This is a genomic window from Meridianimarinicoccus sp. MJW13 (assembly GCF_014901205.1).
GTDB lineage: Bacteria > Pseudomonadota > Alphaproteobacteria > Rhodobacterales > Rhodobacteraceae > Meridianimarinicoccus.
In genome coordinates this window covers 94,021-119,788 of the sequence record NZ_JACNMU010000004.1, presented here as the reverse complement: position 1 = coordinate 119,788, position 25,768 = coordinate 94,021, and the positions used below count along the sequence as shown (strand labels likewise).

Below are 25,768 nucleotides of genomic sequence, written 5' to 3'. Positions count from 1 at the left end.
ATGTTTCGCCTCACCGAGTACATGCACCAGCTGGTCACCCCCACGCCGGTCCGCGCCCGCCGCGGCTCTGGCCCCGTGAAACCGGTGGTGATCTGGAACCTGACCCGCCGCTGCAACCTGAAATGCCGGCACTGCTACACCGTCTCGGCGGATGTGGATTTCCCCGGAGAGCTGAGCCACCAGCAGGCCATGGACACGCTCGACGATCTTGACCGCTTCGGCATTCCGGCGCTGATCCTGTCGGGCGGCGAGCCGCTGGACCGCAAGGATCTGTTCGACCTGGCCGCCCGCGCCCGGCCGATGGTCAGGATGCTGGCGCTGTCCACCAATGGCACCAAGATCCACGGCGAGAACGCCGACCGCGTGGCCGAGGCCGGCTTTGACTATGTCGGCATCTCGATCGACGGCATCGGGGCCACCAACGACTGGTTCCGCGGCGTCGAGGGTGCCTTTTCCGATGCCCTGCGGGGCGTGCGCGAATGCAAGAAGCGTGGCATCAAGGTCGGGCTTCGCTTCACCCTGACCGAGTCGAACCATCGCCACCTGCCGGACCTGCTGCAACTGTGCGACGACGAAGGGGTCGACAAGTTCTACCTGTCGCATCTGGTCTATGCCGGGCGCGGCGACAAGAACCGGGGCGAGGATGCCGCGCATCAACGCTCGCGCCGGGCCATGGATGTGCTGATCGAACGCAGCTGGGCAGGGGCCGCCGACGGCTTCCCGCTGGACATCGTGACCGGCAACAACGATGCCGACGCGGTGCATTTCCTGAACTGGGTCGAACGCAATTTCGATGCCGCCGAACACGCCAATGTGCGCGACCACCTGGAAGCCTGGGGCGGCAATTCCTCGGGTCTGGGGGTCGCCAACATCGACACCCAGGGCAATGTGCACCCCGATACCTACTGGTCGGACTACACCATCGGAAATGTGAAAAAGACCCCGTTTTCAGAGCTTTGGACAGGTCCCGATCCGATGCTGGCCAAGCTGCGCACGCGGCCGCGCCCGCTCAAGGGGCGCTGCGGTGCCTGCGCCTATCAGGCCGTCTGCGGCGGCAACACCCGCATCCGCGCCCTGCAACTGACCGGCGATCCCTGGGCCGAAGATCCGGCCTGCTACCTCAGCGACGCCGAGATCGGCGTGGCCGAGGGCGACCGCCTTACCGTGACCCCCTTCCGAGGAAAACGAAATGATCCGGTTCACCGTTTCCATTAGTGCGGCCCTGTTCGCGGCCACCTCTCTGGCGGCGGATCCCGCTCAGGACTATGCCGATCACTGCACCGACTGCCATGGCCCCAGCCGTCTGGGCGCCCTGGGTCCGGCGCTGATTCCGCAGACCCTTGGCCGGATGCGCGGCCCCAACCTGGAGGCGGTGATCCGCGACGGCCGTGCCGCCACCCAGATGCCGGGCTTTGCCGAGGTGCTGGACACCGACCGTATCGCCGCGCTGGCCGACTACCTGCGCACCCCGCTGGACGATGTTCCGGCCTGGGGCGAGGCCGAGATCGCCGCCAGCCGCACCCTGACCCCGGACTACGCCGCCGCCGAAGCGCCGGTCTGGTCCTCGGACCCGATGAACATCACCCTGGTGGTGGAAACCGGCGACCATCACGTCAGCGTGCTGGATGGCGACACCTTCGAGGTGCTCGACCGGTTCGAAACCCCCTTTGCCGTGCATGGCGGCCCGAAGTTCAGCCCCGACGGGCGCTATGTCTTCATCATGTCGCGCGACGGCTGGGTGCAGAAGTACGACCTGTGGTCCCTGTCCGAAGTGGGCCGGGTCCGCGCCGGTCTGAACAGCCGCAACATCGCCATGAGCCACGATGGCAAATGGCTGGCCGTTGCCAACTACCTGCCGATGACCCTGACCCTGCTGTCGACCGAGGATCTGTCGGTTACCCGCGTGATGGAGGTGATCGGCAAGGACGGCACCCCCAGCCGGGTTTCGGCGGTCTACCAGGCCCCGCAACGCAAAAGCTTCATCCTTGCGCTGAAGGACGCCCCCGAGATCTGGGAGGTCGCCACCGATCCCAACGCCGAGCCGGTCTACGAAGGTTTCGTGCACAGCCGCGAGAAGGACATGGTCGAGGCCATCGCCTCCTCCGAAGGGCTGTTCGCCCGGCGCCGGATCGAGGTTACCGAACCGCTGGATGATTTCTTCTTTGACGACGACTATCGCAACCTGATCGGGGCCGCCCGCGACGGGCGTCGCGGGGTGGTGGTCAACCTCAACGTCGGGCGCGAGATCGCCGAACTGCCGCTGGACGGCATGCCGCATCTGGGCTCGGGCATCTCGTGGGATCGCGATGGCCGCCGTGTGATGGCGACGCCGCACCTGAAAGAGGCCAAGCTTTCGGTCATCGACACCGAAACCTGGGAACGGCTGACCACGATCGAAACCGAAGGCCCCGGCTTCTTCCTGCGCAGTCATGAGAACACGCCCTACTTCTGGGCCGACGTCTTCTTTGGTCCCAACCGCGACGTCATGCATGTGATCGACAAGCAGAGCCTCGAGATCGTCAAGACCCTGCGCCCGGTGCCCGGCGCCACCGTCGCCCATGTGGAATTCACCCGCGACGGACGCCATGCGCTGGTGTCGGTCTGGGAGGATGACGGCGCGGTCATCGTCTATGACGCCGCCACGCTGGAAGAGGTCCGCCGCCTGCCGATGCGCAAACCATCCGGGAAATACAATGTCTGGAACAAGATCACCTTCTCTGAAGGCACCAGCCACTGAGGCCATCCTGGTCTCGCACGGCCAGCCCTCGGACCCGGCCCCGGCCGAGGCCCGGCTGGCCGAACTGGCCGCCAAGGTCGCGGCCCGGATGCCGGGGCGCCGCATTGGCGCGGCCACATTGGCGGCCAAGGGGTCCGTCGAGCGCGCACTGGACGGTGCGCGCGACGATGTGCTGATCTATCCGCTGTTCATGACCGAAGGCTGGTTCACCAACACCGCCCTGCCCGCCCGTCTGGGCCTGCCCGCCGCGCGCGTCCTGCCGCCGCTGGGCAGCGATCCGGCCTTGCCGGACCGCACCCTTCAGATGCTGTCGGACGCGGCCTCCAGCGCCGGTTGGAGCGCCTCAGAGACCGAAGTTCTGGTCGCGGCCCACGGATCGGCGCAGGGCGCGGTGCCCGCCGCCTGCACCCGGCGCTTTGCCGAGGCCTTGCGTCAGGCCGGAACCTTCGCCCGGATCGAGGTCGCCTTCCTGGAAGAACCCCCCCATATCCACACGGTGGCGGCAGGCTTCGGACCCAAGGCGATCTGCCTGTCCTATTTCACCGCCGACGGCGGCCATGTCACCGACGACCTGCCCGCCGCCCTGAGCGCGGGCGGCTTTCGTGGCCCCACCCTGCCGCCGCTGGCCCTGTGGCCGGCCATCCCTGCCCTGATCGCCGACGCCCTGTGCGCCGCCGCCCGCCTGGAACACGCCTCATGACCGACACCGACGAGAAATGGACCCGCAAGCGGCTGGCCATCGTGCTGTACCCCTTCGCGGCGGGGGCCGTGGCCATCAACCTGTTCATGCTCAGCCTGATGGGCCAGGCCATCGGTCTGTCGGCGCTGTCGCCGATGTTGACCCTTGGTCTCAGCATTCCGCTGGGGATTCCGGCGACCTGGTGGGCGGCCAAATGGGTGCGCGGCCTGATGGACGAGGCCGAGGGCAAATAACCGGACGGCGGGTCTTGCGGCCCGCCTCCCCTGCCCTGTCGTGACCATCTTCAAAGCCTTGCCTTGGCAATCTGGCTGCAACAGATCCGTTGTCAAACTGATGAACCAACTGTTTTTAAACGGTAAAACCGTCTTCTTGCCAGTTGGCAATTTCACTTTCCAAAGCGATCCGCCATGTATCGGGCGAAGGCCTCCTCCAGCGCATTGCGGCTCAGGCTGTCCGAGAACTCCATGACGACGCTGCGGCCCTTCTTGCGCACGGTGATGCCGCTTTCTCCCGGCCCCCGGCGATACAGCGTGCCGCCCTGCCCTTTCGGTTTCGCCGGTTTGACCGCCGCCTTCAACGCCGCCAGAACCTGCGCGCCATCGCTGGCCCGCCCCTGCCCTTTCGCCGCCGCCAGATCCGCCGCCGCAGACAGAACCCTGGCCCGATCCGCCGGCCGCGCCAGAAGCGGTTTCAGCTGGCGGGCGTGCAGCTCCTTGATGTCGGTGATGGCACCATAGGCCGCGACGATCTCGGGCGGTAGTTTGGCCAGTTGCAGATAGCGCGACAGCCAGCCCTCCGAGACCTCCAGCCGCGCCGCCATGGCCTTCTGCTTGCCGCCGTAATAACGCTCAAGCGCGGCGGCATAGTCGCGGGCGCGTTCGAAGTCGCTGATGTCCTCGCGGTCGCGGTTCTCGATATCGGCCAGGCGGAAGGCCTCTTCATCCGACAGGTCGCGCACATCCACCAGGTACTTGAACTGCGGATAATTGTTGGCCCGCAGCCAGCTGACGGCGAAATGCCGACGCGCACCGCAGATGACCTCATAGGCCTGCGCCCCGCCATCGCTGACGCGGCGCACGATGGCGGGAAATTCCTGCCGCCCCTGCGCGCGGATGCCGTCGATCAGGTCGCGGCAACTGTCCTCGGTCAGCAGGTCGTAGGCGCGGTTGTGATGTTCCCACATGCGGCATTCGGCCGGGTCCACCCATTTCAGGGTCTTTTCCTCGATCTCGCCCGACAGCCGGTCGCCGATGGTGGTGGACCGCTTCAGGAAGCGCGCCCCGCCCCGGTCTTTCGGGGCCGCCGGTTCGGGCGGCGGCGTCGCCTCCGTGGGCTGTGCGTCCAGCCCGCTGAGAATGTCGTCAAACAGTGCGTCGTGCTTCTTGCTCACAGGATCCCCTCCTTGCGCAGGTCCGAATGGTGACTCGGCCAGGTCTTGCGGATCAGTGTCTCCACCTCGCGCCCCACCGCATCCAGATAGGTGCGGCAGCGCTTGTGGGTCTCGGTCCGCCGGGCTGGCCCCGTCAACTCGTATACCGTCTTCAGGTTGGCCGTTGCGTTGTCGATCTCGGCACTGTCCTTGAGCACCGATTGCAGAACGTCATGCGGAAACACCGCGTCCATCATCCGCTTGATCGCCACATGCGCCGACTTCTGGTCGTCCATCTTGGTCGCCACGATCTTGACGAAGGCATAGGACCGCGCGCCGCCATGTTCCGAAATCTCGCCCAGCGTCGCCGCCATCATCTTCAGGAAATGCGCGGTCGAGGCGAAGTCGATGTTGTTGGGCGGTGCCGGGATCAGCAGCGCGTTGGCCGCCCGCAGCACCGACAGCGACAGCATCCCCAGCGCCGGCGGCGGATCCAGCAGCACGATGTCGAACTGGTCCTGGATCGACTCGACCCCGTCTCGCAGCTTGTCCAGCACGAAGGTGTGGTCGCGAGCCATGCGGGCGGCGAATTCATACTCGGCATCATACAGGCCCAGGTTGGCCGGGATCAGCGCGATGCCCGGCCAATAGGTGGCGCGCAGCGCGTAGTGCAGCGTCGCCGGGCCGCCGTGGCGGAAGAACGGATAGAGCGTGTCTTCATCCTCGTCGACATCCACGTCGGGGTTCAGCCCGAAGACGGCGGTGGTCGAGGCCTGGCTGTCGCAATCGATCACGCAGACGCGGTAACCTTTCAGTGCGAAGTACTGCGCCAGATGGGTCACCAGCGTGGATTTGCCGACGCCGCCCTTGAAGTTCTGCACCGCCATGACCAGCGGCGGATCGCCGGGCGCGCGGTGCGGCAGTGTGCCGAAGACCTCGCGCATCCGGTTGACCTCGGCCAGCGAATAGCCGGTGCGGCGGCCGGTTTCGGGATCCTTCTGCGGCTCTGGCAGGCGGCCATCGGCCTCGGCATCCCGGATCAGCTTTTCCGAGCGGCCGACCATTTCGGCGGCGGAGCGGACATTGAAACTGAGCTCGAGCTGTTTCTCGCTGCCGGGCGCATAGACGCGGTCGCGCAGGCGGTTCATGACCGTGTCGGCGCGGGTCGAGAGGTTTTGCAATTCGGAAAGCGTAACGGGGGGGAGAACCTGGTTGTCCATGGTATCCTCGAATGGTGACGCTCGAATCATGCGGGACGGGGCGCACCGCCGCAAGTGCGATAATTTTCGGAAATCAACGAAAAAAGCGGAAGTTGCAGATGTATCCCGGAATGAGTGGAATTTCGGGGCAACAGCGGCCCGGTTCGGAGATTTACGGGTGAAATTGGCGCAAACCTCTCGATTTGTAAGGCGGAGTGTGCCGATCCGGGAGTTATCCCCAAACCCCAAGCAAAAAACACCAGCACCCGCAGGGATTCTAGATTCTAATTGTTCCATGTTCAGGACGGTTAAGTCTCTGTCTTTGCGCACAACTTTCCGCCAATCGCTACTTCATGGGTGACTACGGCCTACGTTTGGGGTGGGCAAAGCTTACGGATGGGGTTGGCTGCGCCTACGTCTGGGGTGTGGAATCACCCTTACATTTTGGGTGCGCGCAGACCCCTGTAAAACAAGCATTTTCTGGTTGATCTTGGGTGAATTCCGAGTCCGGGGGCGAGTCGGCCCGAGTCGCAAACCTTACGGATTGGGTGAGCCGGCTCTGGTGGCATTGCTGTTTAAAAGATACATTTGGGCCTATTCATGTGTAAGACTTGGCGATACGGCGGCGGGCGTTGCGGCCAGACCCACGAGATCTGCCGCCGGGATCGCCGCGCTGCCCGCGCAAGTGCTTTACCGGGGCAAAGCGCCTTGGTAGCTTACATCCAACAAACTACAAACGTAAGAGAATCGAGTAGCGCGCGTGGCAGCCGACCGTTCCTATCGCACCCTGGACGCCCGACCCAATGCCGAAAGCCTCGTCAAACCGGGGGAATTGGTGGATCTGGTCGAGGTGACTCCGCTGACATTGGCAGATCGGCGGATCTATAACCAGCTTCTGGAAAACGCCTGGGACGGGATCGAGAAGCCGGTGACCCATGTGATCGCCAAGGCCGAGTTGCGCGGTTCGCACAATGCCAACGATCGCATCGGCGAAAGCCTGGAACGGCTGATGTCGGCCATCGTCAAGATCCAGGTGAACTGGGACGGCGAAGAGGCGATCGAGCGGGTGCAGCTTCTGGGCGGCAATATCGAGACCCTGCGCCGCGACGGTCTGGTCGAATATGAAATTCCGGCGCGGCTGCGCAAGATCATCAAGCATTCGTCGGTGTTCGCGCGGTTGCAGCGCGAGGTGATGTTCGCGCTGACTTCGAAATATGCGCTGACGCTGTACGAGATGGTGCAGAAGCGCGGCAACCTGAAGTACCGCGCGTCCGAGAAGTTCACTCTTGAGGCGCTGCGCGGGGTGCTGGGGGTGCCCAAGGGCAAGCTGACCAGCTGGTCAAACCTGAACCTGCGCGCCATCAAGCCCGCCGTGGCCGAGGTCAACGCGCTGAGCGACTATGTGGTGCAGATCGAACCGATCAAGACCGGGCGCCGGGTCACCCATGTGGAGCTGCGCTGGTGGCGCAAGGATCGCGACGGGGTGGATGCGGCCGAACGCGAGGTGAGCTTCTCGAAGGTCGGGCGCAAGGCGCGGGTGGCCGGAGAGGTGGAGCCCGAGGTGTCGACGCTGAAGCCGCGTCCGGCCTGGCTGGACGGGCAGGGCAGGGCGCTGCGCACCGAGACCTATGAGACCGCCAAGCTGCGCCATCCCGGCTATGACATCTACTTCGTGGAAAGCGAATGGCGGGCCTGGTCCACGGGTCGCGAGCCGGCGCGTGATCCCGACAAGGCGTTTCTCGCGTTCTTCAGAAAGTTCGCGGAAAACAACCCGTTGTAGTGAAATTGCCAATTGGCAATTTTCGGGCGGGCAGGGGGTGTTGGCGCGCAGTCTGGGTTGTGAGCATTATGGTCAATAAATGACCATAAGAATCTGCAAGACTCTGGCCCCGCGCAAACAACACGACCCCGGAAAAACCCGTCAGGACAGGCAAAATGCCTGCGACAGACCTACGGGTTTTGGGGGTCGATCTTGTGGGGGTGCCGATGACAGTGTCAGTTTGTCAGCGCATCGAAGTTTGAGGTGTCCACATCCGCGACGGCCTCGCGCCCGATGGCATCGAAGTCGGTCTCGCGCTTGACCTCTTCTGAGACCTCTTGTGCCTCGGCGGCAGCGGCGCCAGCTTGAGCGGCTGTGCTGACCTGGCTTTCACTCAGACCGCATCCCGACAGCGCGAACAGCAACAGCGAGGGTGCCAACAGGTACTTCATTGTGATCTCCTGGATCTTGGGACGGAAATGTCCCGGCGACGATCTAGGGCGACTTCGTCAATGTCAATTCCGGGGCGCAGGTTTGCGGGCCGGTGGTGGCGGGCAGGGGTCTGGAAGCCGCCTGAAACGCCATCGAAGCGCTTGAGGATCCCGCCCGGTTGGCGATGATGGCCGGGGGGGCGCCGCGCCCTTGTGGGCAAGTTTGACGTGGAGTGGGACGCATGAAGTTTTCAGCCAACCTGGGGTTTCTGTGGACCGAAAAGGCCTTGCCAGACGCCATCCGCGCGGCCCATGCCGCCGGTTTCGATGCCGTGGAATGCCACTGGCCTTATGAGGTCCCGGTGGCCGAGGTTGTCGCGGCGTTGAAGGACACCGGCCTGCCGATGCTCGGGCTCAACACACGTCGCGGGGATGTCGGGGCAGGGGACGTCGGCCTTTCCGCGCTGCCCGGCCGGGCAAGCGATGCCCGCGCCGCCATTGACGAGGCCATCGCCTATGCCACGGCCGTCGGGGCGGGCAATGTGCATGTGATGGCGGGGATGGCCAGCGGTGCGGCGGCGCGGGATGCTTTTGTTTCGGCGCTGGATCATGCCTGCACGCGGGCCGCGCCAGAGGGGATCACCATCCTGATCGAACCGCTCAACCCCCATGATGCGCCGGGCTATTTCCTGTCCACCACCGGGCAGGCGGTGGAGATCATTGCGCAGGTCGGGGCGCCGAACCTGAAACTGATGTTCGATTGCTACCACGTGGCGCGGACCGAGGGCGACGTGATCGGCCGGCTGAAAAGCGTCTGGGGATCCATCGGCCATATCCAGTTCGCCGCGGTACCCGACCGGGGGCCGCCCGATCAGGGCACGCTGGACTATTCCCAGGTCTTCCGGGCAATCGCCCGGATGGGATATCAAGCCCCGCTTGGTGCCGAATACAAACCCGGCCCCGACACCGGTGCCAGCCTTGGCTGGATGCCCAAGCTGGCCCCCGAATGATACGCGCGGCGTCGGGGGATGCCGCGCGGGGCAGGCTCAGTTCAGCGCGTTCTTGTAGATCACGCCATCTTTCATGATGACGTCGAAGTTCGCGTCAGGATCGCTCACCAGATCAAGATCGTCCAGCGGGTTGCCATCCACAAGGATCAGGTCGGCATAGGCGCCTTCTTCGATCACCCCCAGCGGACCCATCGGGTAGGGTGTAAGATTGCCCGACAGCGCCAGCAGGTCGGCATTGTCGCAGGTGGCCATCTTCAGCGCCTCGTAGGGCGTGAACCAGTTTTGCAGTTTGGCAAGCTGCGCGCCCTGCCGCTTGGCAAGATCCGCGCTGAACAGCGTGTCGGTGCCGAAGGCGATCTTCACGCCCAGTTCCTTGGCCGTCTTGTAGACGAAGTCGGTGCCATCGGTGACGGAATCGTATTTCGCCTTCTGGAACGCGTTCAGGGCCGGGGCGTCTTCGTCGTCCAGAAAGGGCTGCATGCTGAGCCAGACATCGTTCTCGACGAAGCGTTGAAGGGTTTCGCGGGTCGACATGTGGCCGTGCTCGACGCTTTTGACGCCGGCGTCGATGGAATGGTTGACGGCCTCGTCATTGATGGCGTGGGTCAGCACGTAGGTGCCCCAGTTTTCCGCCTGTTCGACCGCCGCTTCCAGTTCGGCCCTGGTGTATTGGATCGTGTGGATCGGATCATAGCTTGAGGTGACGCCGCCGCCGGCCATCAGCTTGATCTGCGTCGCGCCCTGCATCAGGTTTTCGCGCACGCGCTTGAGCACCTCGGGCACGCCGTCGGCGATGTAGAACATGTCCGAGGTCTCGAAGGAATGAAGCTTGTCCGGCGTGGCGGGCACATCCCGTGTCATCCGGAAATCCATGTGCCCGGCGGTTTGCGAGATGGCAGGGCCCGAGGGAAACACCCGTGGTCCTTCGATCAGGCCCTCATCGGTGGCGCGGGCAATATCGAACATCGGGCCCGCCGTATCACGCACCGTGGTGAACCCGCGATACAGCGTGTCGCGCTGTGCGGCCGCGGTCAGAAGGTTCCAGTAACCTTCGTTGGTGGTCATGAGCTTGCCGATTGTCGCCGTCGCATAGACCCCGTGCCAATGGGCATCGATCAGGCCGGGTATCAGCACATGGCCATCCGCGTCGATGACGGTGGCGAATTCGGGCGGTTCCAGATCGGCGCCGATCCGGGAAATCATGTTGCCGGCGATATAGACGTCCTGACCTTCCAGTAGATCGGGGGAGCAGCCGGTAAAGATGCTCGCGCCGCGGATCAGCACGGCATTTGGGGCGCCTTCCGACCCGGTTTCCTGCGCAGAGGCACAGGCGGTGGTGAGGGTTGCGGCGGTGCAAAGCAGAACAGCCAGGTGGCGCATCGTTTTTCTCCAGCATTGGCGATGGGCGAGGGATGTCCGGCGACGGTGGCGCGGCGACCGCATGGCCCATCGTGCCCGGCGTAACAGGTGGCCGAGGTCTGACCCAATGGGTAAGACATGGGGGCAGACCTGTAAACGGTTGTGTCCGGGGGCGCAGGTCTGCACCGCCGGGGCCAAGCCCGGTGCGCCAGCGATCAGAGCGTTGCGCCCGGGAACTGCGCCAGTTCAACGCCACCCGCCAGCAGGGCCCGGCGGACCTCGGCGGCGATGCTGACGGCCGTGGGCGTGTCGCCATGCAGGCAGATGGTGTCGATCCGGGTTTCGATCCGCGTGCCGCTTTCGGTGATGATCGCGCCTTCGCGCACCATTTGCGCCATCCGCTGCCCGGCGACCTGCGGGTCATGGATCACCGCGCCCGGCAGGCTGCGATCGACCAGCGTCGCATCGTCGTTATAGGCACGATCGGCGAAGATTTCGCAGGCGATGGGACAGCCCAGGGCCTGTGCCGCACGCTGCTGCGCGGTGCCGGCCAGGACCATGATGATGATCTCGGGGGCGACGGACAGCGCGGCCTGGTAACAGGCCGTGGCCATCGCTTCATCCTCCGAGGCCATGTTGGCCAGCGCGCCGTGCAGCTTCAGGTGCCGCACCGTGCCGCCTGCCGCCCGTGCCATCGCCTGGGCCGCGCCGACCTGATAGCGCACGAGGTTCTGCAAGGACGCCAGCGGCAGCGTCATGCGCTGGCGGCCAAAGCCGTGCAGGTCGGGAAAGCCGGGATGCGCGCCGATGCCGACGCCCTTGTCCACCGCGCGCTGCATGGTCTTGGCCATCACGTCCCAATCGCCGGCGTGCAGGCCGCAGGCGACATTGGCCGAGGTCACGATCTCCAGCAGCGCGGCGTCATCGCCCATCGTCCAGGCGCCGAAGCTTTCGCCCATATCGGCATTGAGATCCACGAAATGTGTCATGTTTCCTCCCTAGGGGTCGTCTTCATCGCCGGCGACGACGCCGCTGATCAGTTGATAGGACAGCAGATCGGTCATCCGGTGCGGGTCGCGGATCAACGGGCGGCGGCTGCGGGACAGAACCGCCCGTCGCTGGGCGTCGGCACGTTCCAGCGCCACGGCTTTTTCAAGATCGACGAACTGGAAGCGCAGCGCGGCGCCGACCGGGGCTTGCGCGACCTTGGGCAGATCGCAGGGCAGGACCGTGGCGATCCGTGGATAGCCGCCGGTGGTCTGGCAATCGGCCATCAGCACGAAGGGGGTGCCGTCGCCGGTGATCTGGATGTCGCCGGGCACGATGATTTCGGAGACCACGTTGCGCCCGCCCTCGACGTGAAACCCGCCACCTTCGGGGTCCAGCCCCACGCCCATCCGGTTGGCGCGGGCGTCGCGGCGCATCGGCGCCGATTGAAACCGGTCGCGTTCGGCTTGCGCAAACAGATGGGTCTGGAAGCTGGCGACCACGCGCACGACCCCGCCGTCAAAGCGGTTGTCGGGCTCCAGCAGCAGGCCGGTCTCGCTGCCCTTGTCCTTGCCGATGGCCAGGACGTCGCCCGCCGACAGCGCCGCGCCGATCCCGGCCGACAGATGTGCTGCGCGCGCGCCCAGACAGACCGGCGCGTCAATGCCACCGCCGACGTGCAGGTAGCCGTAGCAGCCCGCTTGCACCGGACCGATCGACAGCCGTTCCCCGGCCTGCAGAAGATGCGAGGCATGCCAGGCCAGTTTTGTGCCGTCCCGCGTGGCCCGCATCGGCGCACCGGTCAGGGCGATGCGCATATCCGCGCTGGCCTCGAAATCGCCCCCCATGCCGGCCATCTCGATGACCGCGCAGTCGGGCGATTGCCCCAGCAGGGCCGCGCCTTCGTCCAGCGCCAGCCGATCCACCGCGCCGCCGCGCGACAGGCCGACATCCAGATAGCCGCTGCGCCCCCGGTCCTGCAGCGTCAGGCCGGGACCGGCGCGCAGGATTTTCAGCAGGGCGGTCATGTGATCGCCTCGCATTTCGCGCCGCCGTGCGGGTCGTTTCGCATGGTGGCCAGGGCTTCGGCGTCGGTGGACACGAATTGCACCTCGTCACCGGGGCGCAGCAGGAAGGGGTCCGGGACTTCGGGCTGAAACAGCCGGATCGCGGTTTGTCCCACGTGCTGCCAGCCGGTCGGCGTCGCGACCGAGAACAGCACCAGTTGACGGATCGCCACCGCCAGCGCGCCCACGGGAATGCGCTTTGTCAAGGTGGTCTGGCGCGGAATGTCCCAGGCCTTTGGCAATTCGCCAAGATAGGGCTGGCCTGCGGCGAACCCGATGGTCTGAACCCGCACCCGGGCTTGCGTCAGCGAGGTGATGGCCTCGGCCTCGCTCAGCCCCGCGGCCTGTGCTGCCTGGCCCAGTTGCGGCGCAAGATCGGTGCCGAACACCGTGGGAATGCGCCAGAACCGGCGGCCCGTGGGCAGGTCAGCGGCGTACCAGTCCTGGCGGCGCAGCAACGCCTCAAGCTGCTGGCGCAGGTGAGCGTGGGACAGGTGCAGCGGATCGAACCGCACAAAGGCCGACACCAGCGAAGAGGAGGTTTCCTCGACCCCGTCCCAGCCTTCGGCCTCGACCGCCGCGCGAAAGGCCAGCGCCGCGCGGTTGGCCGGTTCGCTCAGCCGGTCACCGAAGCTGACCAGCATCCCGGCGATGCCGATGGTGCGCACCTCGGGCGCGCGGCGGGAAAGGGGGGGCTGCGGGTCGGTCACATCTGCTCCGGCAGGTAGGTCACGATGCCGGGGAAGACGGAGATGATGGCAAGCGCCAGGATCATCAGGAAGAAGAACGGCAGCGCGGCGTGGGCGACCGTAAGGATGTCGCGCCCGGTCAGCGATTGCAGCACGAACAGGTTGAAGCCCACCGGCGGTGTGATCTGGGACATCTCGACGACAATCACAAGGAAGATACCGAACCAAAGCGGATCGATCCCGGCCTGCAGCACCATCGGCATGATGACCGAGGCGGTCAGGACCACCACCGAAATTCCGTCCAGAAAGCAGCCCATGATGACGAAGAACACGGTCAGGGCCGCCAGAAGCGTGAAGGTCGACAGCCCGAGCGAGCCGATCCATTCGGCCAGGATGCGGGGAATGCCGGTAAAGCCCATGGCCACGGTCAGGAAGGACGCGCCCGCCAGGATGAAGGCGATCATGCAGGAGGTGACCGTCGCTCCCATCAGCCCGCCGAAGAAGCTGTCGCGGGTCAGGGTGCCGGAACTCCACGACAGCACCAGTGCCAGCACCACGCCGACCGCAGCGGCGTCGGTGGGCGAGGCGATGCCGGCGTAGATCGAGCCGATGACGCCGCCGATCAGCAGCACCACGGGGATCAGGCGGCGGGTGCGGCGGATCTTTTCGCGGAAGTTGGTGCCGATGTCTTCCATCGGCAGGCTGTCGCGATTGAGCAGCGCCCAGATCACCACGTAGCCGACGAACAGCGACACCAGCAGGACACCGGGCAGCACCCCGGCGATGAACAGCCGCGCGATGGATTGTTCGGTGGCGACGCCATAGACGATCAGGATGATCGACGGCGGGATCAGCAGCCCCAGCGTGGCAGAACCCGCCAGCGTGCCGATGACCAGCCGTTCCGGGTAACCGCGCCGCGACAGTTCCGGGATCGACAGCTTGCCGATGGTGGCGGCGGTGGCCGCGGAAGAGCCCGAGACCGCCGCGAAGATCCCGCAGGCAAAGACGTTGACGTGCAGCAACTGGCCCGGCAGGCGGTTCATCCACGGCGACAGGCCGGTGAACATGTCCTCGGACAGGCGGGATCGGAACAGGATCTCGCCCATCCAGATGAACAGGGGCAGGGCGGCCAGCGCCCAGGAATTGCTGTGCCCCCACATGGTGGTGGCCATGACAAGGCCCAGCGGCGCGTCGGTGAACAGCGCCATGGCGGCCATTCCGACACCCAGCAGCGAAAAGGCCACCCAAAGGCCCGCGCCCAGAAAGGCGAACAGCAGGACCAGCAGGAGGATGGAGAGTGTGGCGATTGACATGGGCTGGATCCTATTCCTTCAACAGGCTTTCGCCCTTGTCTTCCCAGGTTGCGGGACGGCCCCGCAGCAGGCCGAACAATTCGTCCGCCAAGGCAATGGTGAGAATGGCCAGCCCCAGCGCCACGGGAAGCTGCGGCAGCCACAGGGGCACCGACACCATGCCCGAACTGCGATCGCCGAATTCGATGGATTCATAGACCAGAAGGATCACGTACCAGGTTGCGAAGGCGCTCATCCCCAGGGCGATTACCACCACCAGGGTTTCGACCGCGCGGCGGGCGCGGTCCGGCAGGCGTCCGACCAGCAGGGTCACGCGGATATGTCCGCCCTCCCGCAGCGAATATGCCAGCGCAAGGAAGGTTGCGGCGGCCAGGAAGAAGCCGGTGAAATCGGCGTAGGACGGGATCGTCAGACCGATGCCCTGCCCGAACAGCGCGGCGGCGATCTTGTCGGCCAGGTTCAGGCTGACCTGGGCAAAGACCAGCACCACGATGGCAAGGATGAAGGCTGCCGCAAGACCGCCGGCCGCACGATAGGTGAAATCAAGAATGGGCCGCATGTCTGTCCCCCCAAGGCAAGACTGGCGGGTCGGGCGCGGGTGTGCGCCCGACCATTGGTCTGGATTATTGCTGGTAGGCCGACAGCAGGGCCGCGCCGGAGTCGCCGGCCTCGGCGGTCCAGTTGTCCAGCATCTGTGCCCCGATGTCGCGCAGGCCGGTCATCAGCTCGTCCGAAGGCGCTACCACCGTGATGCCGTTTTCGGCCAGAACGGCGGTTTGCGCGGCGGTTTCGGCCATGCTCATCTCCCAGCCGCGCTGTTCGGCGGCGGCGGCGGCTTCCAGAACGGCGGCCTGCGTGGCGTCATCCAGGCGGCGGAAGGCGCGCTTGTTGACCACGACGATGTTCTTGGGGATCCAGGCCTGAATGTCGGTGTAGTGGGTCAGGAAGTCCCAGGCTTTCGAGTTCACCCCGGTCGACGGCGAGGTGATCATCGCCTCGACCCGGCCGGTCGAGAAGGCCTGCGGAATGTCCGGCACTTCGACCTGGGTGGGGGCAGCCCCCGCCAGGTTGGCGAATTCTTCCAGCGTGGCGTTATAGGTGCGGAACTTCAGCCCGGCGAGGTCGGCAACCGAGTTGATTTCCTTGGTCGTATACAGACCCTGCGGCGGCCACGGCACGGCATAAAGCGCCATCAGGCCCTGGTCATCCAGCAGCCCGTCGATCACGTCCTTCTGGGCTGCCCAAAGCCGCATCGCCTCGTCATAGTTGGTGGCGAGAAACGGCATGGAGTCGATGCCGAAGGCCGGGTTGTCATTGGCCAGCAGCGACAGGAAGAATTCCCCGGCGGGGACCTGACCGCTGCGCACGGCCTTGCTGATCTCGGGATGCTTGAACAGCGACCCGGCCGAATGCACCTTGATCTCAAGCCCGCCATCGGTGGCGGTGGCCACGTCTTCGGCGAACTGGTGGATGTTCACGGTGTGAAAGGTGGCGTCCGGGTACGGCGTCGGCATGTCCCAGGTGTCGGCTTGCGCCTGCACCACGAGCCCGGCAAGAGCGGCCACTGCACCGCCCAGATAGCGTGATACGAACATTGTCATTCCTCCCTGAAAGTCGTGTTCGACTCTCACATTGATATTACGCTGACAAATTGTCAACGTTTTATCCGCGTGCGTAAGGGCGCGGTTCCGGCCGAATGGCGGGGCGCGGTGCCGGGCCCGGTCGCGAAACCGTCACCACGGCCACGGGGGTCGCCGGTTGAGACGGCCACAGATCGGTGGCATAATGTTTGTAAAACGCCGATATTATGAAGATGAAATGAGGTGAGACCCATGAGCGAGCAGACCTCCCCCGGCCGCCGGATCGTGTCCTCCCGCCACCTGGCGGAGGGCGACGGCTGGGAAATGTCCGAGCTTGAGTTTGGCCTGATCGTTGTCTTCAACGCCTTCTCGCGCTGGACAACCCGGTGCATGGCCGCCGCCGGCCAACCCGATCTCAGCCCGCTGGAGATCCTGATCCTGCACAACGTCAACCATCGTGCCCGCGACAAGCGGTTGGCGGATATCTGTTTCCTGCTGAACATCGAGGACAGCCACACGGTGAACTATGCCCTGCGCAAGCTGCTGAAGGCGGGGCTGCTGGAGTCGGAAAAGCGCGGCAAGGAAGTGTTCTACCGCACCTCGCCCGACGGGGTGGCGCTGTGCAAGCTTTACCGCGATGTGCGCAGCCAGTGCCTTCTTGAGGGTCTGTCGGCGACCGATCTGTCGGGCGAAGAACTGCGCGAACTGGCCCGCAATCTGCGCGCGTTGTCAGGCCATTACGATCAGGCCAGCCGGGCGGCGGCGTCGCTGTAAGGCGCCGTCGGGGCCCGCAACATCCGCTGAGATCATGCAACGGCGCCGTCGTCGACCACGTCAACGACGGCCGTGAGCGCGTCTTCGATGGTTGCCGAATACTGCACCCGCGGGCGCTTCAGACCGTGGGTGACGAACACGCGCTGTATGTCGCGGCTGGTGCCGGACAGCCACAGGGCAACGCCGTCGCTTCGGCTGCCCGCATGACACCACCCCAACAGACCCGCCTCAAGGGGTCGAGAACGTGTCGATACACCATGACCAGACCGCATCCACCATGCGGCGCGGCTGGCGCGATCGCTTCCTGACAAGGTAGTAATTCATATCGGGCTCATGGTTGGATGCGCCGACTTCGATCAATCGGCCCGCCTTCAGGTCGCCCTGCACGAAAGCGCGGCTGACAATGGCCAGCCCTTGCCCGGCCAAAGCGGCATCAAGCGCCAGGGATATCTGGTTGAAAACCGGACCGGGCAACCGACCTGTCGTCCCGAAGTACTTTTGCCAGTGACCATACATGTCGTGCAGAAGCGGCATCGCACGGATCGTCTCGGGCGTCATCTGCTCTGGTTGATCCTTCAGCAGATGCGGGCTGCCCACCAGGATCAGATCCTGGCGGAACAGCAGTTGGGCCTCATGGGACGCGGGAAAGGGCGGGCGCGCTTCCCGGATGGCGATATCCACCCGGTCACGGTCGAAATCCGTCACGGCCACGGTTGCGATGGTGCGGATCTCGACGCCGGGCAGAACGGCGTTCAGGGACGGCAGGCTTGGAATCAAGAGCTTGGTGGCGAAGGTCGGCGTTACACTGATCGTGAGGCTTCCACCGGCATCGTTCAGCAGATCTGTTGCCTCTCGCAGAATGTCGAAGGCGCGGTTGACCTCGGCGTGATAGGCGGCACCGCGCGATGTCAGGGCAACACCGCGCGGCAGACGCGTGAACAGGGTCTGGCCAAGGTGATCTTCCAGCAAGCGAATCTGTTGTGCGACAGCGCCTTGGGACACGCCGAGCTCTTCCGAGGCAGCGCGGAAGTTAAGACGACGGCCCGCCACTTCGAAAGTTCGAAGGGCGTTCATCGGGGGCACGTTCCTGCGACTTTTGAGCATTCAGAGACTGTAGTTTTTCTAAAGCATACAGCGTTTCGATCTGGCGCGAAACCGCGGGAAAAACCTGTATTCTGACGGTTGCTGTTCATTTCCGGTACAAGGCGGTACCGACTCACGTCGAGGCCAACCATGATTACACAACGCACGGCGGTCCTGCCGACATCCTATTCCGTCATCCTCGCGGTGAGCGGCACGCATCTGATCAACGACCTGATCCAGTTTCTTCTGCCCGCGCTCTACCCGGTGCTGAAATCGCAATACGCGCTGAGCTACTTCCAACTGGGCCTGCTGACGCTGGCTCAGCAGATCACCGCCTGCATCCTGCAACCCGTCCTTGGGCTGTATGGCGACCTGCGGCCCAAGCCCTATTCCCTGGCCGTGTCCATGGGAGTCGTGGCCATCGGGATCGTTCTGCTGGCAACGGCCGGATCGTTTGCCGCCTTGCTTGGCGCGGCCGCCGTTCTGGGGCTTGGCTCGGCGCTGTTTCACCCCGAGGCTTCGCGGGTGTGCCGCATGGCTTCGGGCGGCAAGCTGGGATTTGCGCAATCCAGCTTCCAGGTCGGTGGCAACACCGGCACGGCGCTTGGACCGCTGGCGGCGGCGCTGATCGTGCTGCCTCTGGGGCAGGCCACCACGGCCTGGTTCGGGCTGCTCGCGGTCTGCGCGGTCGTGATCCTGCTGTGGGTCGCCCGTTGGTTCACCGAGCATCAGCGCCTGATGCAGGCTGCCGGGGCCCCTCCGGCGGTCGGCCCTGGCTTGCCGCGCAAGCGTCTTGTCATCGCGTTCGCGGTCCTGGGGGCGCTGCTGCTGAGCAAGTTCGTCTATATCGAGACCTTCAAAAGCTACTACACCTTTTTCCTGATCGAAAAATTCGGACTGGAGGTGCCGCAGGCGCAGGGATTCCTGTTCGTTTTCCTGGCGGCTGTCGCGTTTGGCACTTTTTTCGGCGGGCCTGTCGGGGATCGCATCGGCCGCAAGAAGGTGATCTGGGGCTCGATTGTCGGCGCGCTCCCCTTTGCGATCGTGTTGCCGTTCACGCCACTGTGGGCTGCGGTCGGCCTGAGCGTCGTCGTGGGGCTGGTGCTGTCGTCGGCATTCTCGGCCATCGTGGTCTTTGCGCAAGAGTTGATGCCACAGAAAGTCGGGATGGTCGCGGGCTTCGTCTTTGGCTTTGCGTTCGGGGTCGGGGCGCTTGGTGCGGCGGCGCTTGGCGCGCTGGCGGACCAGATCGGCATACAACAGGTCTTTGGCTTCCTATCCCTGCTGTTGTGCCTTGGCTTCCTGACGGTCCTGCTTCCGGACCTTGAATGATCAATGGGGGCTGCGTGCGGCCCGCCGGGCCAGCGCGGCCACCAGGTCGGTGCGCGTCACGATGCCGACGATGTTGCCGTCTTCGATGACCGGGACCGCATCGGTATCGCCATCCGCCATCATTGGCAGAAGCGCGCCGATCGGCGTGTTGGTGGACGCGCGCGGGCCCGCCACGCTCATGATGTCACCTGCCAACACCGGCTTGTCCCGGTCGCGATCCAGCAATCGGCGCAGCGCGGCGCCATAACCTCGGTGTAGGCGCAGGGCATCGGTGCGGGCCTGTGTGATGAGGTGCATCTGAAAGATGACGCCCAGGAAGGTCTGGTTGTTTTCGACCACCGGGATCGAGGTGAAACGATGCTGTCGGAACAGGTCCGCGATCTCGCCCAGGGCCGAGTCCGGGCCGACCGTGACCAGGTTGCGAGACATGATGTCCTGCGCGGTCAGGGGGCCCGAGGAATGCGTGGCAGCCTGCAGTTCCGCCGCGCCGATCAGCCGGGCCAGATCCTCGACCCCGAGGTTGAAGGACTGGCTGTAGCGTTCCAGGATGGCCGTCAGTTCTTCCTCCGACAGGCCCAGGCGCTCGGTCGGGTTGCGGTCATCGGTTCCAAACTTGCTTTGATCGTCGAACTGCCGAAAGGGGTAACGGCGGCCCGTCAGCCGTGCATAGATCGCCGCCATCACCACCAGGGCAATAGTTCCCACAGCGATGGGCACCAGCGCGAACCAGAACCCCTGTTGGGCAATGGCCTCTGGGGACATGGCCGCTGTCATTGCAACGGCCCCGGCGGGCGGATGTACGGCCCGGCACAGGATGGTGGCCGTGATCGCAAGACCCACGGCCAATGCGATCCGCAGGGCCGGGTCCGGCACCGACAGGCAGACAGCCACGCCGACGATGGCCGCGACCGTATTGCCGACGATGGCGGACCAGGGCTGCGCCAGAGGGCTGTTGGGTACCGCGAACAGCAGCACCGAAGACGCGCCGAAGGGCGCCACCAGGTACAGGCCCAGTTCGGTGTCAATCTGGGGCGACAGCAGGAACAGCCCGGTCAACCCAAGGCCGATCAGCGCCCCCAGGCCGGCCCGCATGGCCTCGAAGGCCGACACCCGCGCGACAGCAGGGCCAAGTGACTTCAGAATCTGCAAATCCGCGCCTCCGGGTGAGATGCGCGCAAACTTTCATCAGTTTCCGAAAGGTTCAACCGGCCCTTTTCAGGAAGAACCCGGCTGATGGCCCGGTCAGACCAATCCCGGCAGCGGCGCACAGGGGGGGTGCCTAGCCCGCCGATTCGAACACCGGCTCGAACCCGGCCCACATCATCCGCTGTCCGTCGAAGCACATCTCGGGCATGTCGGACCAACGCGCGTCGCTTTCCATCTTCCGGGCGGCCGCTTCGCAGGTGGCCTTGTCGGGCCATTCAATCCACGAGAACACGACGGTTTCGTCATCCTTTGCCTTCACCGCGCTTGAAATCCGTCACCTCGCCGTCCGGAACGGACTCGCCCCAGCACTCCATGATTCTGGTCGCGCCGTAGTCGCGGAAGATCGGGGCCGACTTTTCGGCCAACTCGCGATAGGCCTCTTTCTTGTCGCTGGGACAGGCCAGCAGAAATCCTTGAACATAGCTCATCGGTGTTCTCCTTGGTTTGGGGTATGGTTTTCAGCCCCGAAACGCCGACCCCGGCATCGCGATGTCGAGTTTGCCCATCGGCACTATCGCGGGCATCACGCGCCCTGCGGCATCTGGGTCACGTCCATCCACATCGGTTCGAATACGTGGCCGTCCGGGTCTTCGAACGAACGTCCGTACATGAAGCCCATGTCTGTAGGGGGCCGGATATCCGCCGTGCCGCCCGCCGCTGCGGCGGCATCGGTGATGGCATCCACCTCGTCGCGGCTGTCCCGCGACAAGCAGATCAGCACTTCACAGGTCTTGCCCGCGTCGGCGATCTGTTTCGGCGTGAAGGTCGAGAAGAACCCATGCGTCAATAGCATGAAGGTGATCGACTCGGACCAGACCATGCAGGCGGCCTTGTCGTTGCTGAATTGCCCGTTCTTCTGGCATCCAATCGCCTCGTAGAAACGGGTCGAGACGGCAAGGTCGGCCACCGGCAGGTTGACGAAAATCATCTTGGTCATCGGGGTTCCCTCATTTCTGAAACAGCAGTTCGATATAGCGGCGCAGGTGGTCCAGACTGTCGGCGGCGACGGTGACGTCGTTGCCTGCCTTGGCCAGCACGAACGCCCCCTGAATGACAGCCTGGGTGTGCAGCGCGAGGCTTTCGGCGCTCATCGGCAGGGTGACGCCATGCTCTGCCGCTGCCGCCTTGATGTCGACCTCCAGCGTCGTGGCATGGCCGGTGATGCTGGCGTTGCAGGCCTCGCGGATGGCGGGATGCGACCCGTAGGTTTCCTGCACCATGGTTCCGACAAGACAGGTGAATTCCGGCACGTCTCCTTGCAGGATCGAGCGCCGGAAATCGACATAGCCAAGCACCCGGTCCAGCGCGTCAGCCGGTTCGTGATAGGGCGCGGCAGCGAAAAACGCGTCCGTTGTTTCGGCCCAGTATCCGGCCGCCGCTATCGCAAGATCTTCCTTCGAGCGGAAGTGATGGAAGAATGCGCCCTTCGTGACGCCAGCGGCGGCACATAGATCATCGACCGTCGTTGCCGAATACCCCTTCTGTCGGATCACCCGCAAAGCGGCATCCAGCAGTTTCACCATCCCCGCCGGACGTTTTTTATGATCCTTGGGGGCTGCCATGCTCGAAAGAATACCAACCGGTTGGTATGTAGATCAAGAGGAACCTGGAAATCCGGGGTCGGGCGCGGGCCAAGCCGGTCGGCGCCGATGCGGAATTCGACAGGGGTGACAACGAACGCTCCTTTGGGATTGGCCAGAATGCACCGCCCTTTAAAGGCTGGCGTTTTCCGGGTCGTTGGATCAGTGTTTCCCAAAGTAGTTGCCGGGGATTTCCAAACCGCATGCGCGAACGCACCGACATCGAGGACATGATCGTGCAGGTGGGCCTTGGGGACCGGGCGGCCTTTTCTGCGCTTTATGATGCGACGTCCGCGAAACTTTTTGGTGTCTGCCTTCGTGTGTTGAATAATCGGGCTGAAGCCGAAGACACGTTGCAGGACGCGTTTGTGAAGGTCTGGCAGAAGGCCGACCGCTACAGCGTGAACGGAAACAGCCCGATGACGTGGCTGATCACCCTCGCGCGCAACGCCGCCATCGACAAGCTGCGGGCCCGCAAGGCGGGCAGCGTCGACATTGACGCAGTCCATGACCTGTCCGATGGATCGCCCACGCCCGAAGGTGCGGCGATTGCCGCGTCCGAACGCAAGCGGCTGATGGGGTGCCTGGACGAGCTGGAGGCAGACCGGTCGGACGCCGTGCGGCGCGCCTATCTGGACGGCGACAGCTACAAGGAACTGGCGGAGCGTTTTGACGTGCCGCTCAACACCATGCGAACCTGGCTGCGGCGCAGCCTGTTGAAATTGAAGGACTGTCTGAGCCGATGAGCACGCAGGAAGATCATAGCGACGATATCGCCCTGGCGGGTGAATACGTGCTGCGTCTTCTGGACGATGTGGAACGGCGCGCGTTCGAGGCCCGCATGGCGAACGACGCCCACTTGCGCGACCTGGTCCGTGATTGGGAAAGCCAGCTTGCGCCCTTGGCGGATGACATTGCGCCGGTGACCCCGCCTGCGGCCGTGAAGGCGCGGCTGCAGACTGTCCTCTTCCCCGATGCCAAGCCGCGGCGCGGAAAACTCTGGGCCTGGGTTTCGGGCGGGCTGGTCGCCGCCAGTCTTGTGGTCGGCGCGCTGCTTCTGGGCCCGCTGCTGGACCCCGATATCGGAACGGCCCCGACGTTCGTGGCAAGCGTCTCTGCCGAGGACGGATCACTCGTCGTGCTGGCCAGCTTTGTGGCCGAGACCAACACGCTTGAGCTGTCGCGCGAGGCTGGCGCGGCCCTGCCGGGCCGGGTGCTTGAATTGTGGCTGATTGCCGAAGGGGCGGAGGCGCCGGTCTCTCTGGGCGTCTTGCCCGAGACCCCGACCACGCGCATCGATGTGCCTCAGACGCTGGCTGGGCAGATGGCGGGCGGTGCGCTGGCCATCAGTGACGAACCGCCCGGAGGGTCGCCGACCGGCGCGCCGACGGGGGCTGTTCTGGCTGTCGGACCGATCACCGACGCATAGGCCGCGACCGTGGTGCCGAACTGCCATCCGATTTTTTTTCAAACTTTCTGAAACTTTCTGTCCGGCACCTGCGTGTCTTCTTCATCGCTGACCAAAACGGCGTAAGCAATGAAGGAGAAAGACCATGACATTCAAGGCATCCATCGCAGTGTCCGCCGCAACCCTGGCAATGAGCACCGCTGTTCTTGCTGCCAACCCCACCGTTGGGGGCGCCCCGATGCTGGAAGACCGCAACATCGTCGAAAACGCCGTCAACTCTCCGATCCACACGACGCTTGTCGCCGCTGTCCAGGCGGCGGGTCTGGTCGAGACGCTGCAGGGCGACGGGCCGTTCACGGTCTTTGCCCCGGTGAATGATGCCTTTGACGCCCTGCCCGAAGGCACCGTCGAAACCCTGCTGAAACCGGAAAACAAGGCCATGCTGCAAAAGGTGCTGACAGCCCATGTGGTCGCCGGTGACTGGTCCGCGGCCGACATCATCGCCGCCGCCAGGGCCAGCAACGACGGCTTCTATCACTTCAATGCGGTGTCGGGCGATGCGCTGTCGGCGCAGGTGAAGGGCAGCAACGTCTACATCATCGACGAAAGCGGCAACGCAAGCCGTGTGACCGTGGCGGATGTCGATCAATCCAACGGGGTGATCCACGTCGTGAACGCCGTGCTGGTGCCGAAGTAACCCGACGCTTCCGCATCCTTCCCCTCCGCTGCGGCGGAGGGGGTCGTCCACCCCAGACTCGGAGTATCCCCATGAAACGCAGAACGCTTCTGACCGGACTGCTCGCGGTTGCAGGCACACGTCTGTATGCCGTGGAAGGTCCATTCGAGATTGCCCGGACCAAGGCCGAATGGCGCGCGATGCTGACAGAACTGGAATACGCCGTGTTGCGTGAAGAGGCGACCGAGGCACCGTTTTCAAGCCCGCTCGACACCGAGACCCGCGCGGGGACCTATCACTGCAGGGGCTGCGATCTTCCCGTCTACGGTTCCGCACAGAAATACGACAGCGGGACGGGCTGGCCGAGCTTCTGGCAGAGCCTGCCCGATGCCGTGGGCACGAAACCCGACAACACCCTGTTCGCAACCCGCACCGAGGTGCATTGCCGCCGCTGCGGATCGCACTTTGGCCACATCTTCGAGGACGGGCCGGCCCCGACGGGCAAGCGGCACTGTCTCAACGGCGTCAGCCTGACGTTCCGAATCCAGGGGGCACGGGGGACGTCGCTTTGAAAGGCCGTCCGCCCGTTTCCGAACAGAACCTGACACAGAAAAGGAAACCAAATGAACTGCATGATCACCCTGACTTCCGCCCTTGCCCTGCTGTCTGTCCCGGCCTTCGCCGACGGTCCTGCAAGCACCACGGGATATGCGCTGTCAGCCGATGGCACCAGCCTGATGGTGATGGACAGCATCGCCTCGCCCGACACGATGCGGACAGTCACCCTGTCGGCGCCGGTGCGCGCCATTGCCTGGCGTCCGGTCACGGGCGACCTGATGGGCTATGCCGATGGGCGCATCGTCACCATCGACACAATGTCCGGGGACACGATGGACCAGGGCGCGGCATTCATGGAAGGCACCGCGATCGCCGGCGATGCCGTGGTTGCCTTTGACTTCAACAACAAGATCGACGCCGTTCGCGCGGTTTCCTCGGCCGGAGACAACCTTGTCTATTTCCCGACCAGTTTCGGCGACGACAAGGCCAACTCGGTACGCCGCTTTACCGATCTGTTCTATGCCGAGGGCGATGCCTCCGAAGGCGCGGAACCGCTGGTGTTCGCCAACGCCTATACCAACGCGATCAGCGGTGCGAAGGCCGGCGGGACGTTTCAGTACGCCCTTGACGCCCGCGCCAATGCGCTTGTGAGCCTGGCGAACAACGCCGGAACCCTGGAAACCGTCGGTCTGGTCACGGTTGACGGGAAAGCCATCGACCTGCTGCCTGTCGGCGGCTTCGATATCGTCTCGCCCCGGGAAGGCACGGACATGGCCTATGCGGTGCTGCAGATCGACGGGCAGGCGACCGCCGGGCTGTACGAGATTGACCTGGAAACCGGCGCGGCCACGCGGCTTTGGGATCTTGGCGGCGCGGATGTGTCCAGCTTCGCCGTCTCTGCCGGGATGTAGTCACCCTGTTGTGCGGTAACGAGTTGCAGGCGGCACTCAC

Annotated in this window: 28 protein-coding genes and 1 pseudogene; 13 read left to right on the top strand and 16 right to left on the bottom strand. The window is 64.6% G+C overall.

Features of this window, described 5'->3' with window-relative positions:
* The 4 genes from nirJ to H8B03_RS08485 are packed head-to-tail and all read left to right on the top strand — an operon-like array spanning position 1 to position 3,670.
* Positions 1-1,215: a heme d1 biosynthesis radical SAM protein NirJ gene (nirJ, locus tag H8B03_RS08500; protein ID WP_193141314.1), complete on the top strand. Its 1,215-nt coding sequence runs from the start codon at positions 1-3 to the stop codon at positions 1,213-1,215.
* Positions 1,190-2,737 carry a nitrite reductase gene (locus H8B03_RS08495; RefSeq protein ID WP_193141313.1) on the top strand — a complete coding sequence of 516 codons (1,548 nt, stop codon included), beginning with the start codon at positions 1,190-1,192 and terminating at the stop codon, positions 2,735-2,737. The genes nirJ and H8B03_RS08495 overlap by 26 nt, the downstream gene beginning before the upstream one ends.
* Positions 2,694-3,437, top strand: coding sequence for a cobalamin biosynthesis protein CbiX (locus H8B03_RS08490; protein ID WP_193141312.1), 744 nt, complete (start codon positions 2,694-2,696; stop codon positions 3,435-3,437). The genes H8B03_RS08495 and H8B03_RS08490 overlap by 44 nt, the downstream gene beginning before the upstream one ends.
* Complete coding sequence (locus tag H8B03_RS08485; protein WP_193141311.1) at positions 3,434-3,670, top strand: hypothetical protein; 237 nt, start codon at positions 3,434-3,436, stop codon at positions 3,668-3,670. Before H8B03_RS08490 ends, H8B03_RS08485 begins: the two co-directional genes overlap by 4 nt.
* Positions 3,671-3,822: 152 nt before the next feature.
* Here H8B03_RS08485 and H8B03_RS08480 read toward each other — a convergent pair whose 3' ends face one another.
* Positions 3,823-4,827, bottom strand: a complete 1,005-nt coding sequence (locus tag H8B03_RS08480) for a ParB/RepB/Spo0J family partition protein (protein WP_193141310.1) — start codon at positions 4,825-4,827, stop codon at positions 3,823-3,825.
* On the bottom strand, positions 4,824-6,026 hold the full coding sequence (locus H8B03_RS08475) for an AAA family ATPase (protein ID WP_193141309.1): 1,203 nt from the start codon (positions 6,024-6,026) through the stop codon (positions 4,824-4,826). The genes H8B03_RS08480 and H8B03_RS08475 overlap by 4 nt, the downstream gene beginning before the upstream one ends.
* Positions 6,027-6,765: 739 nt before the next feature.
* Here H8B03_RS08475 and H8B03_RS08470 point away from each other — a divergent pair.
* Positions 6,766-7,785 carry a replication initiation protein gene (locus tag H8B03_RS08470; RefSeq protein ID WP_193141308.1) on the top strand — a complete coding sequence of 340 codons (1,020 nt, stop codon included), beginning with the start codon at positions 6,766-6,768 and terminating at the stop codon, positions 7,783-7,785.
* Between the two features lie 215 nt (positions 7,786-8,000).
* Here the strand turns inward: H8B03_RS08470 and H8B03_RS08465 are convergent, their stop codons facing one another.
* The gene (locus tag H8B03_RS08465; protein WP_193141307.1) at positions 8,001-8,216 is read right to left on the bottom strand and encodes a hypothetical protein; all 216 of its coding nucleotides are present in this window, start codon (positions 8,214-8,216) and stop codon (positions 8,001-8,003) included.
* A 221-nt stretch (positions 8,217-8,437) separates the two neighbouring features.
* Between H8B03_RS08465 and H8B03_RS08460 the strand changes: the two genes are divergently transcribed.
* On the top strand, positions 8,438-9,205 hold the full coding sequence (locus H8B03_RS08460; RefSeq protein WP_193141306.1) for a hydroxypyruvate isomerase family protein: 768 nt from the start codon (positions 8,438-8,440) through the stop codon (positions 9,203-9,205).
* Between the two features lie 36 nt (positions 9,206-9,241).
* On the opposite strand, the gene H8B03_RS08455 is transcribed toward H8B03_RS08460, so the two are convergent.
* The 7 genes from H8B03_RS08455 to H8B03_RS08425 form a co-directional block, all read right to left on the bottom strand.
* Positions 9,242-10,585: an amidohydrolase family protein gene (locus tag H8B03_RS08455; RefSeq protein WP_193141305.1), complete on the bottom strand. Its 1,344-nt coding sequence runs from the start codon at positions 10,583-10,585 to the stop codon at positions 9,242-9,244.
* A gap of 194 nt (positions 10,586-10,779) precedes the next feature.
* The gene (locus tag H8B03_RS08450; RefSeq protein WP_193141304.1) at positions 10,780-11,553 is read right to left on the bottom strand and encodes a LamB/YcsF family protein; all 774 of its coding nucleotides are present in this window, start codon (positions 11,551-11,553) and stop codon (positions 10,780-10,782) included.
* Positions 11,554-11,562: 9 nt separating this feature from the next.
* Positions 11,563-12,579, bottom strand: coding sequence for a biotin-dependent carboxyltransferase family protein (locus tag H8B03_RS08445; protein WP_193141303.1), 1,017 nt, complete (start codon positions 12,577-12,579; stop codon positions 11,563-11,565).
* Positions 12,576-13,328 (bottom strand): allophanate hydrolase subunit 1, encoded by a 753-nt coding sequence (locus H8B03_RS08440; protein ID WP_319022454.1) that lies wholly within the window; start codon positions 13,326-13,328, stop codon positions 12,576-12,578. The genes H8B03_RS08445 and H8B03_RS08440 overlap by 4 nt, the downstream gene beginning before the upstream one ends.
* Complete coding sequence (locus H8B03_RS08435) at positions 13,325-14,620, bottom strand: TRAP transporter large permease (RefSeq protein WP_193141302.1); 1,296 nt, start codon at positions 14,618-14,620, stop codon at positions 13,325-13,327. The genes H8B03_RS08440 and H8B03_RS08435 overlap by 4 nt, the downstream gene beginning before the upstream one ends.
* Before the next feature lie 10 nt (positions 14,621-14,630).
* Entirely contained in the window at positions 14,631-15,179 is a 549-nt protein-coding gene (locus H8B03_RS08430; RefSeq protein WP_193141301.1) for a TRAP transporter small permease, read from the bottom strand.
* A 64-nt stretch (positions 15,180-15,243) separates the two neighbouring features.
* Positions 15,244-16,215: a TRAP transporter substrate-binding protein gene (locus H8B03_RS08425; protein WP_193141300.1), complete on the bottom strand. Its 972-nt coding sequence runs from the start codon at positions 16,213-16,215 to the stop codon at positions 15,244-15,246.
* 237 nt (positions 16,216-16,452) lie between these two features.
* Here H8B03_RS08425 and H8B03_RS08420 point away from each other — a divergent pair, with 237 nt between their 5' ends.
* Positions 16,453-16,974, top strand: a complete 522-nt coding sequence (locus H8B03_RS08420; RefSeq protein WP_193141299.1) for a winged helix DNA-binding protein — start codon at positions 16,453-16,455, stop codon at positions 16,972-16,974.
* Positions 16,975-17,006: 32 nt separating this feature from the next.
* Here the strand turns inward: H8B03_RS08420 and H8B03_RS08415 are convergent, their stop codons facing one another.
* Together H8B03_RS08415 and H8B03_RS08410 are read right to left on the bottom strand one after the other, a co-directional pair.
* Positions 17,007-17,192 (bottom strand): hypothetical protein, encoded by a 186-nt coding sequence (locus H8B03_RS08415; RefSeq protein ID WP_193141298.1) that lies wholly within the window; start codon positions 17,190-17,192, stop codon positions 17,007-17,009.
* Positions 17,193-17,202: 10 nt separating this feature from the next.
* A complete protein-coding gene (locus tag H8B03_RS08410) occupies positions 17,203-18,048 on the bottom strand; it encodes a LysR substrate-binding domain-containing protein (protein ID WP_226925808.1) in 846 nt (281 codons plus the stop codon).
* 159 nt (positions 18,049-18,207) lie between these two features.
* Here H8B03_RS08410 and H8B03_RS08405 point away from each other — a divergent pair, with 159 nt between their 5' ends.
* Positions 18,208-19,389, top strand: a complete 1,182-nt coding sequence (locus tag H8B03_RS08405; RefSeq protein WP_193141296.1) for an MFS transporter — start codon at positions 18,208-18,210, stop codon at positions 19,387-19,389.
* On the opposite strand, the gene H8B03_RS08400 is transcribed toward H8B03_RS08405, so the two are convergent.
* The 4 genes and pseudogenes from H8B03_RS08400 to H8B03_RS08385 all read right to left on the bottom strand — a co-directional run bounded on the left by H8B03_RS08400 (position 19,390) and on the right by H8B03_RS08385 (position 22,157).
* The gene (locus H8B03_RS08400; protein WP_394355455.1) at positions 19,390-20,538 is read right to left on the bottom strand and encodes an HPP family protein; all 1,149 of its coding nucleotides are present in this window, start codon (positions 20,536-20,538) and stop codon (positions 19,390-19,392) included.
* A gap of 130 nt (positions 20,539-20,668) precedes the next feature.
* Positions 20,669-21,023, bottom strand: a pseudogene (locus H8B03_RS08395) (DUF1428 domain-containing protein).
* Positions 21,024-21,118: 95 nt separating this feature from the next.
* Complete coding sequence (locus H8B03_RS08390) at positions 21,119-21,532, bottom strand: VOC family protein (RefSeq protein WP_193141295.1); 414 nt, start codon at positions 21,530-21,532, stop codon at positions 21,119-21,121.
* A gap of 10 nt (positions 21,533-21,542) precedes the next feature.
* Positions 21,543-22,157: a TetR/AcrR family transcriptional regulator gene (locus H8B03_RS08385; RefSeq protein WP_193141294.1), complete on the bottom strand. Its 615-nt coding sequence runs from the start codon at positions 22,155-22,157 to the stop codon at positions 21,543-21,545.
* A gap of 221 nt (positions 22,158-22,378) precedes the next feature.
* On the opposite strand from H8B03_RS08385, the gene H8B03_RS08380 reads away from it, so the two are divergent.
* The 5 genes from H8B03_RS08380 to H8B03_RS08360 all read left to right on the top strand — a co-directional run bounded on the left by H8B03_RS08380 (position 22,379) and on the right by H8B03_RS08360 (position 25,728).
* Positions 22,379-22,921: a sigma-70 family RNA polymerase sigma factor gene (locus H8B03_RS08380; protein ID WP_193141293.1), complete on the top strand. Its 543-nt coding sequence runs from the start codon at positions 22,379-22,381 to the stop codon at positions 22,919-22,921.
* On the top strand, positions 22,918-23,604 hold the full coding sequence (locus H8B03_RS08375; protein WP_193141292.1) for an anti-sigma factor domain-containing protein: 687 nt from the start codon (positions 22,918-22,920) through the stop codon (positions 23,602-23,604). The genes H8B03_RS08380 and H8B03_RS08375 overlap by 4 nt, the downstream gene beginning before the upstream one ends.
* Positions 23,605-23,728: 124 nt before the next feature.
* Positions 23,729-24,280, top strand: a complete 552-nt coding sequence (locus tag H8B03_RS08370; protein WP_193141291.1) for a fasciclin domain-containing protein — start codon at positions 23,729-23,731, stop codon at positions 24,278-24,280.
* Positions 24,281-24,351: 71 nt separating this feature from the next.
* A complete protein-coding gene (gene msrB / locus H8B03_RS08365; protein ID WP_193141290.1) occupies positions 24,352-24,831 on the top strand; it encodes a peptide-methionine (R)-S-oxide reductase MsrB in 480 nt (159 codons plus the stop codon).
* 51 nt (positions 24,832-24,882) lie between these two features.
* Positions 24,883-25,728, top strand: coding sequence for a DUF4394 domain-containing protein (locus H8B03_RS08360; protein WP_226925807.1), 846 nt, complete (start codon positions 24,883-24,885; stop codon positions 25,726-25,728).
* Positions 25,729-25,768 lie beyond the last annotated feature (40 nt).

Bases quoted from the DNA above. Each gene is read 5' to 3' on its own strand.
- nirJ (WP_193141314.1), top strand. From the start codon at position 1: ATGTTTCGCCTCACCGAGTACATGCACCAGCTGGTCACCCCCACGCCG.
- H8B03_RS08495 (WP_193141313.1), top strand. From the start codon at position 1,190: ATGATCCGGTTCACCGTTTCCATTAGTGCGGCCCTGTTCGCGGCCACC.
- H8B03_RS08490 (WP_193141312.1), top strand. From the start codon at position 2,694: ATGTCTGGAACAAGATCACCTTCTCTGAAGGCACCAGCCACTGAGGCC.
- H8B03_RS08485 (WP_193141311.1), top strand. From the start codon at position 3,434: ATGACCGACACCGACGAGAAATGGACCCGCAAGCGGCTGGCCATCGTG.
- H8B03_RS08475 (WP_193141309.1), bottom strand. From the start codon at position 6,026: ATGGACAACCAGGTTCTCCCCCCCGTTACGCTTTCCGAATTGCAAAAC.
- H8B03_RS08465 (WP_193141307.1), bottom strand. From the start codon at position 8,216: ATGAAGTACCTGTTGGCACCCTCGCTGTTGCTGTTCGCGCTGTCGGGA.
- H8B03_RS08460 (WP_193141306.1), top strand. From the start codon at position 8,438: ATGAAGTTTTCAGCCAACCTGGGGTTTCTGTGGACCGAAAAGGCCTTG.
- H8B03_RS08455 (WP_193141305.1), bottom strand. From the start codon at position 10,585: ATGCGCCACCTGGCTGTTCTGCTTTGCACCGCCGCAACCCTCACCACC.
- H8B03_RS08450 (WP_193141304.1), bottom strand. From the start codon at position 11,553: ATGACACATTTCGTGGATCTCAATGCCGATATGGGCGAAAGCTTCGGC.
- H8B03_RS08445 (WP_193141303.1), bottom strand. From the start codon at position 12,579: ATGACCGCCCTGCTGAAAATCCTGCGCGCCGGTCCCGGCCTGACGCTG.
- H8B03_RS08435 (WP_193141302.1), bottom strand. From the start codon at position 14,620: ATGTCAATCGCCACACTCTCCATCCTCCTGCTGGTCCTGCTGTTCGCC.
- H8B03_RS08430 (WP_193141301.1), bottom strand. From the start codon at position 15,179: ATGCGGCCCATTCTTGATTTCACCTATCGTGCGGCCGGCGGTCTTGCG.
- H8B03_RS08425 (WP_193141300.1), bottom strand. From the start codon at position 16,215: ATGTTCGTATCACGCTATCTGGGCGGTGCAGTGGCCGCTCTTGCCGGG.
- H8B03_RS08420 (WP_193141299.1), top strand. From the start codon at position 16,453: ATGAGCGAGCAGACCTCCCCCGGCCGCCGGATCGTGTCCTCCCGCCAC.
- H8B03_RS08410 (WP_226925808.1), bottom strand. From the start codon at position 18,048: ATGAACGCCCTTCGAACTTTCGAAGTGGCGGGCCGTCGTCTTAACTTC.
- H8B03_RS08405 (WP_193141296.1), top strand. From the start codon at position 18,208: ATGATTACACAACGCACGGCGGTCCTGCCGACATCCTATTCCGTCATC.
- H8B03_RS08390 (WP_193141295.1), bottom strand. From the start codon at position 21,532: ATGACCAAGATGATTTTCGTCAACCTGCCGGTGGCCGACCTTGCCGTC.
- H8B03_RS08385 (WP_193141294.1), bottom strand. From the start codon at position 22,157: ATGGCAGCCCCCAAGGATCATAAAAAACGTCCGGCGGGGATGGTGAAA.
- H8B03_RS08380 (WP_193141293.1), top strand. From the start codon at position 22,379: ATGCGCGAACGCACCGACATCGAGGACATGATCGTGCAGGTGGGCCTT.
- H8B03_RS08375 (WP_193141292.1), top strand. From the start codon at position 22,918: ATGAGCACGCAGGAAGATCATAGCGACGATATCGCCCTGGCGGGTGAA.
- H8B03_RS08370 (WP_193141291.1), top strand. From the start codon at position 23,729: ATGACATTCAAGGCATCCATCGCAGTGTCCGCCGCAACCCTGGCAATG.
- msrB (WP_193141290.1), top strand. From the start codon at position 24,352: ATGAAACGCAGAACGCTTCTGACCGGACTGCTCGCGGTTGCAGGCACA.
- H8B03_RS08360 (WP_226925807.1), top strand. From the start codon at position 24,883: ATGAACTGCATGATCACCCTGACTTCCGCCCTTGCCCTGCTGTCTGTC.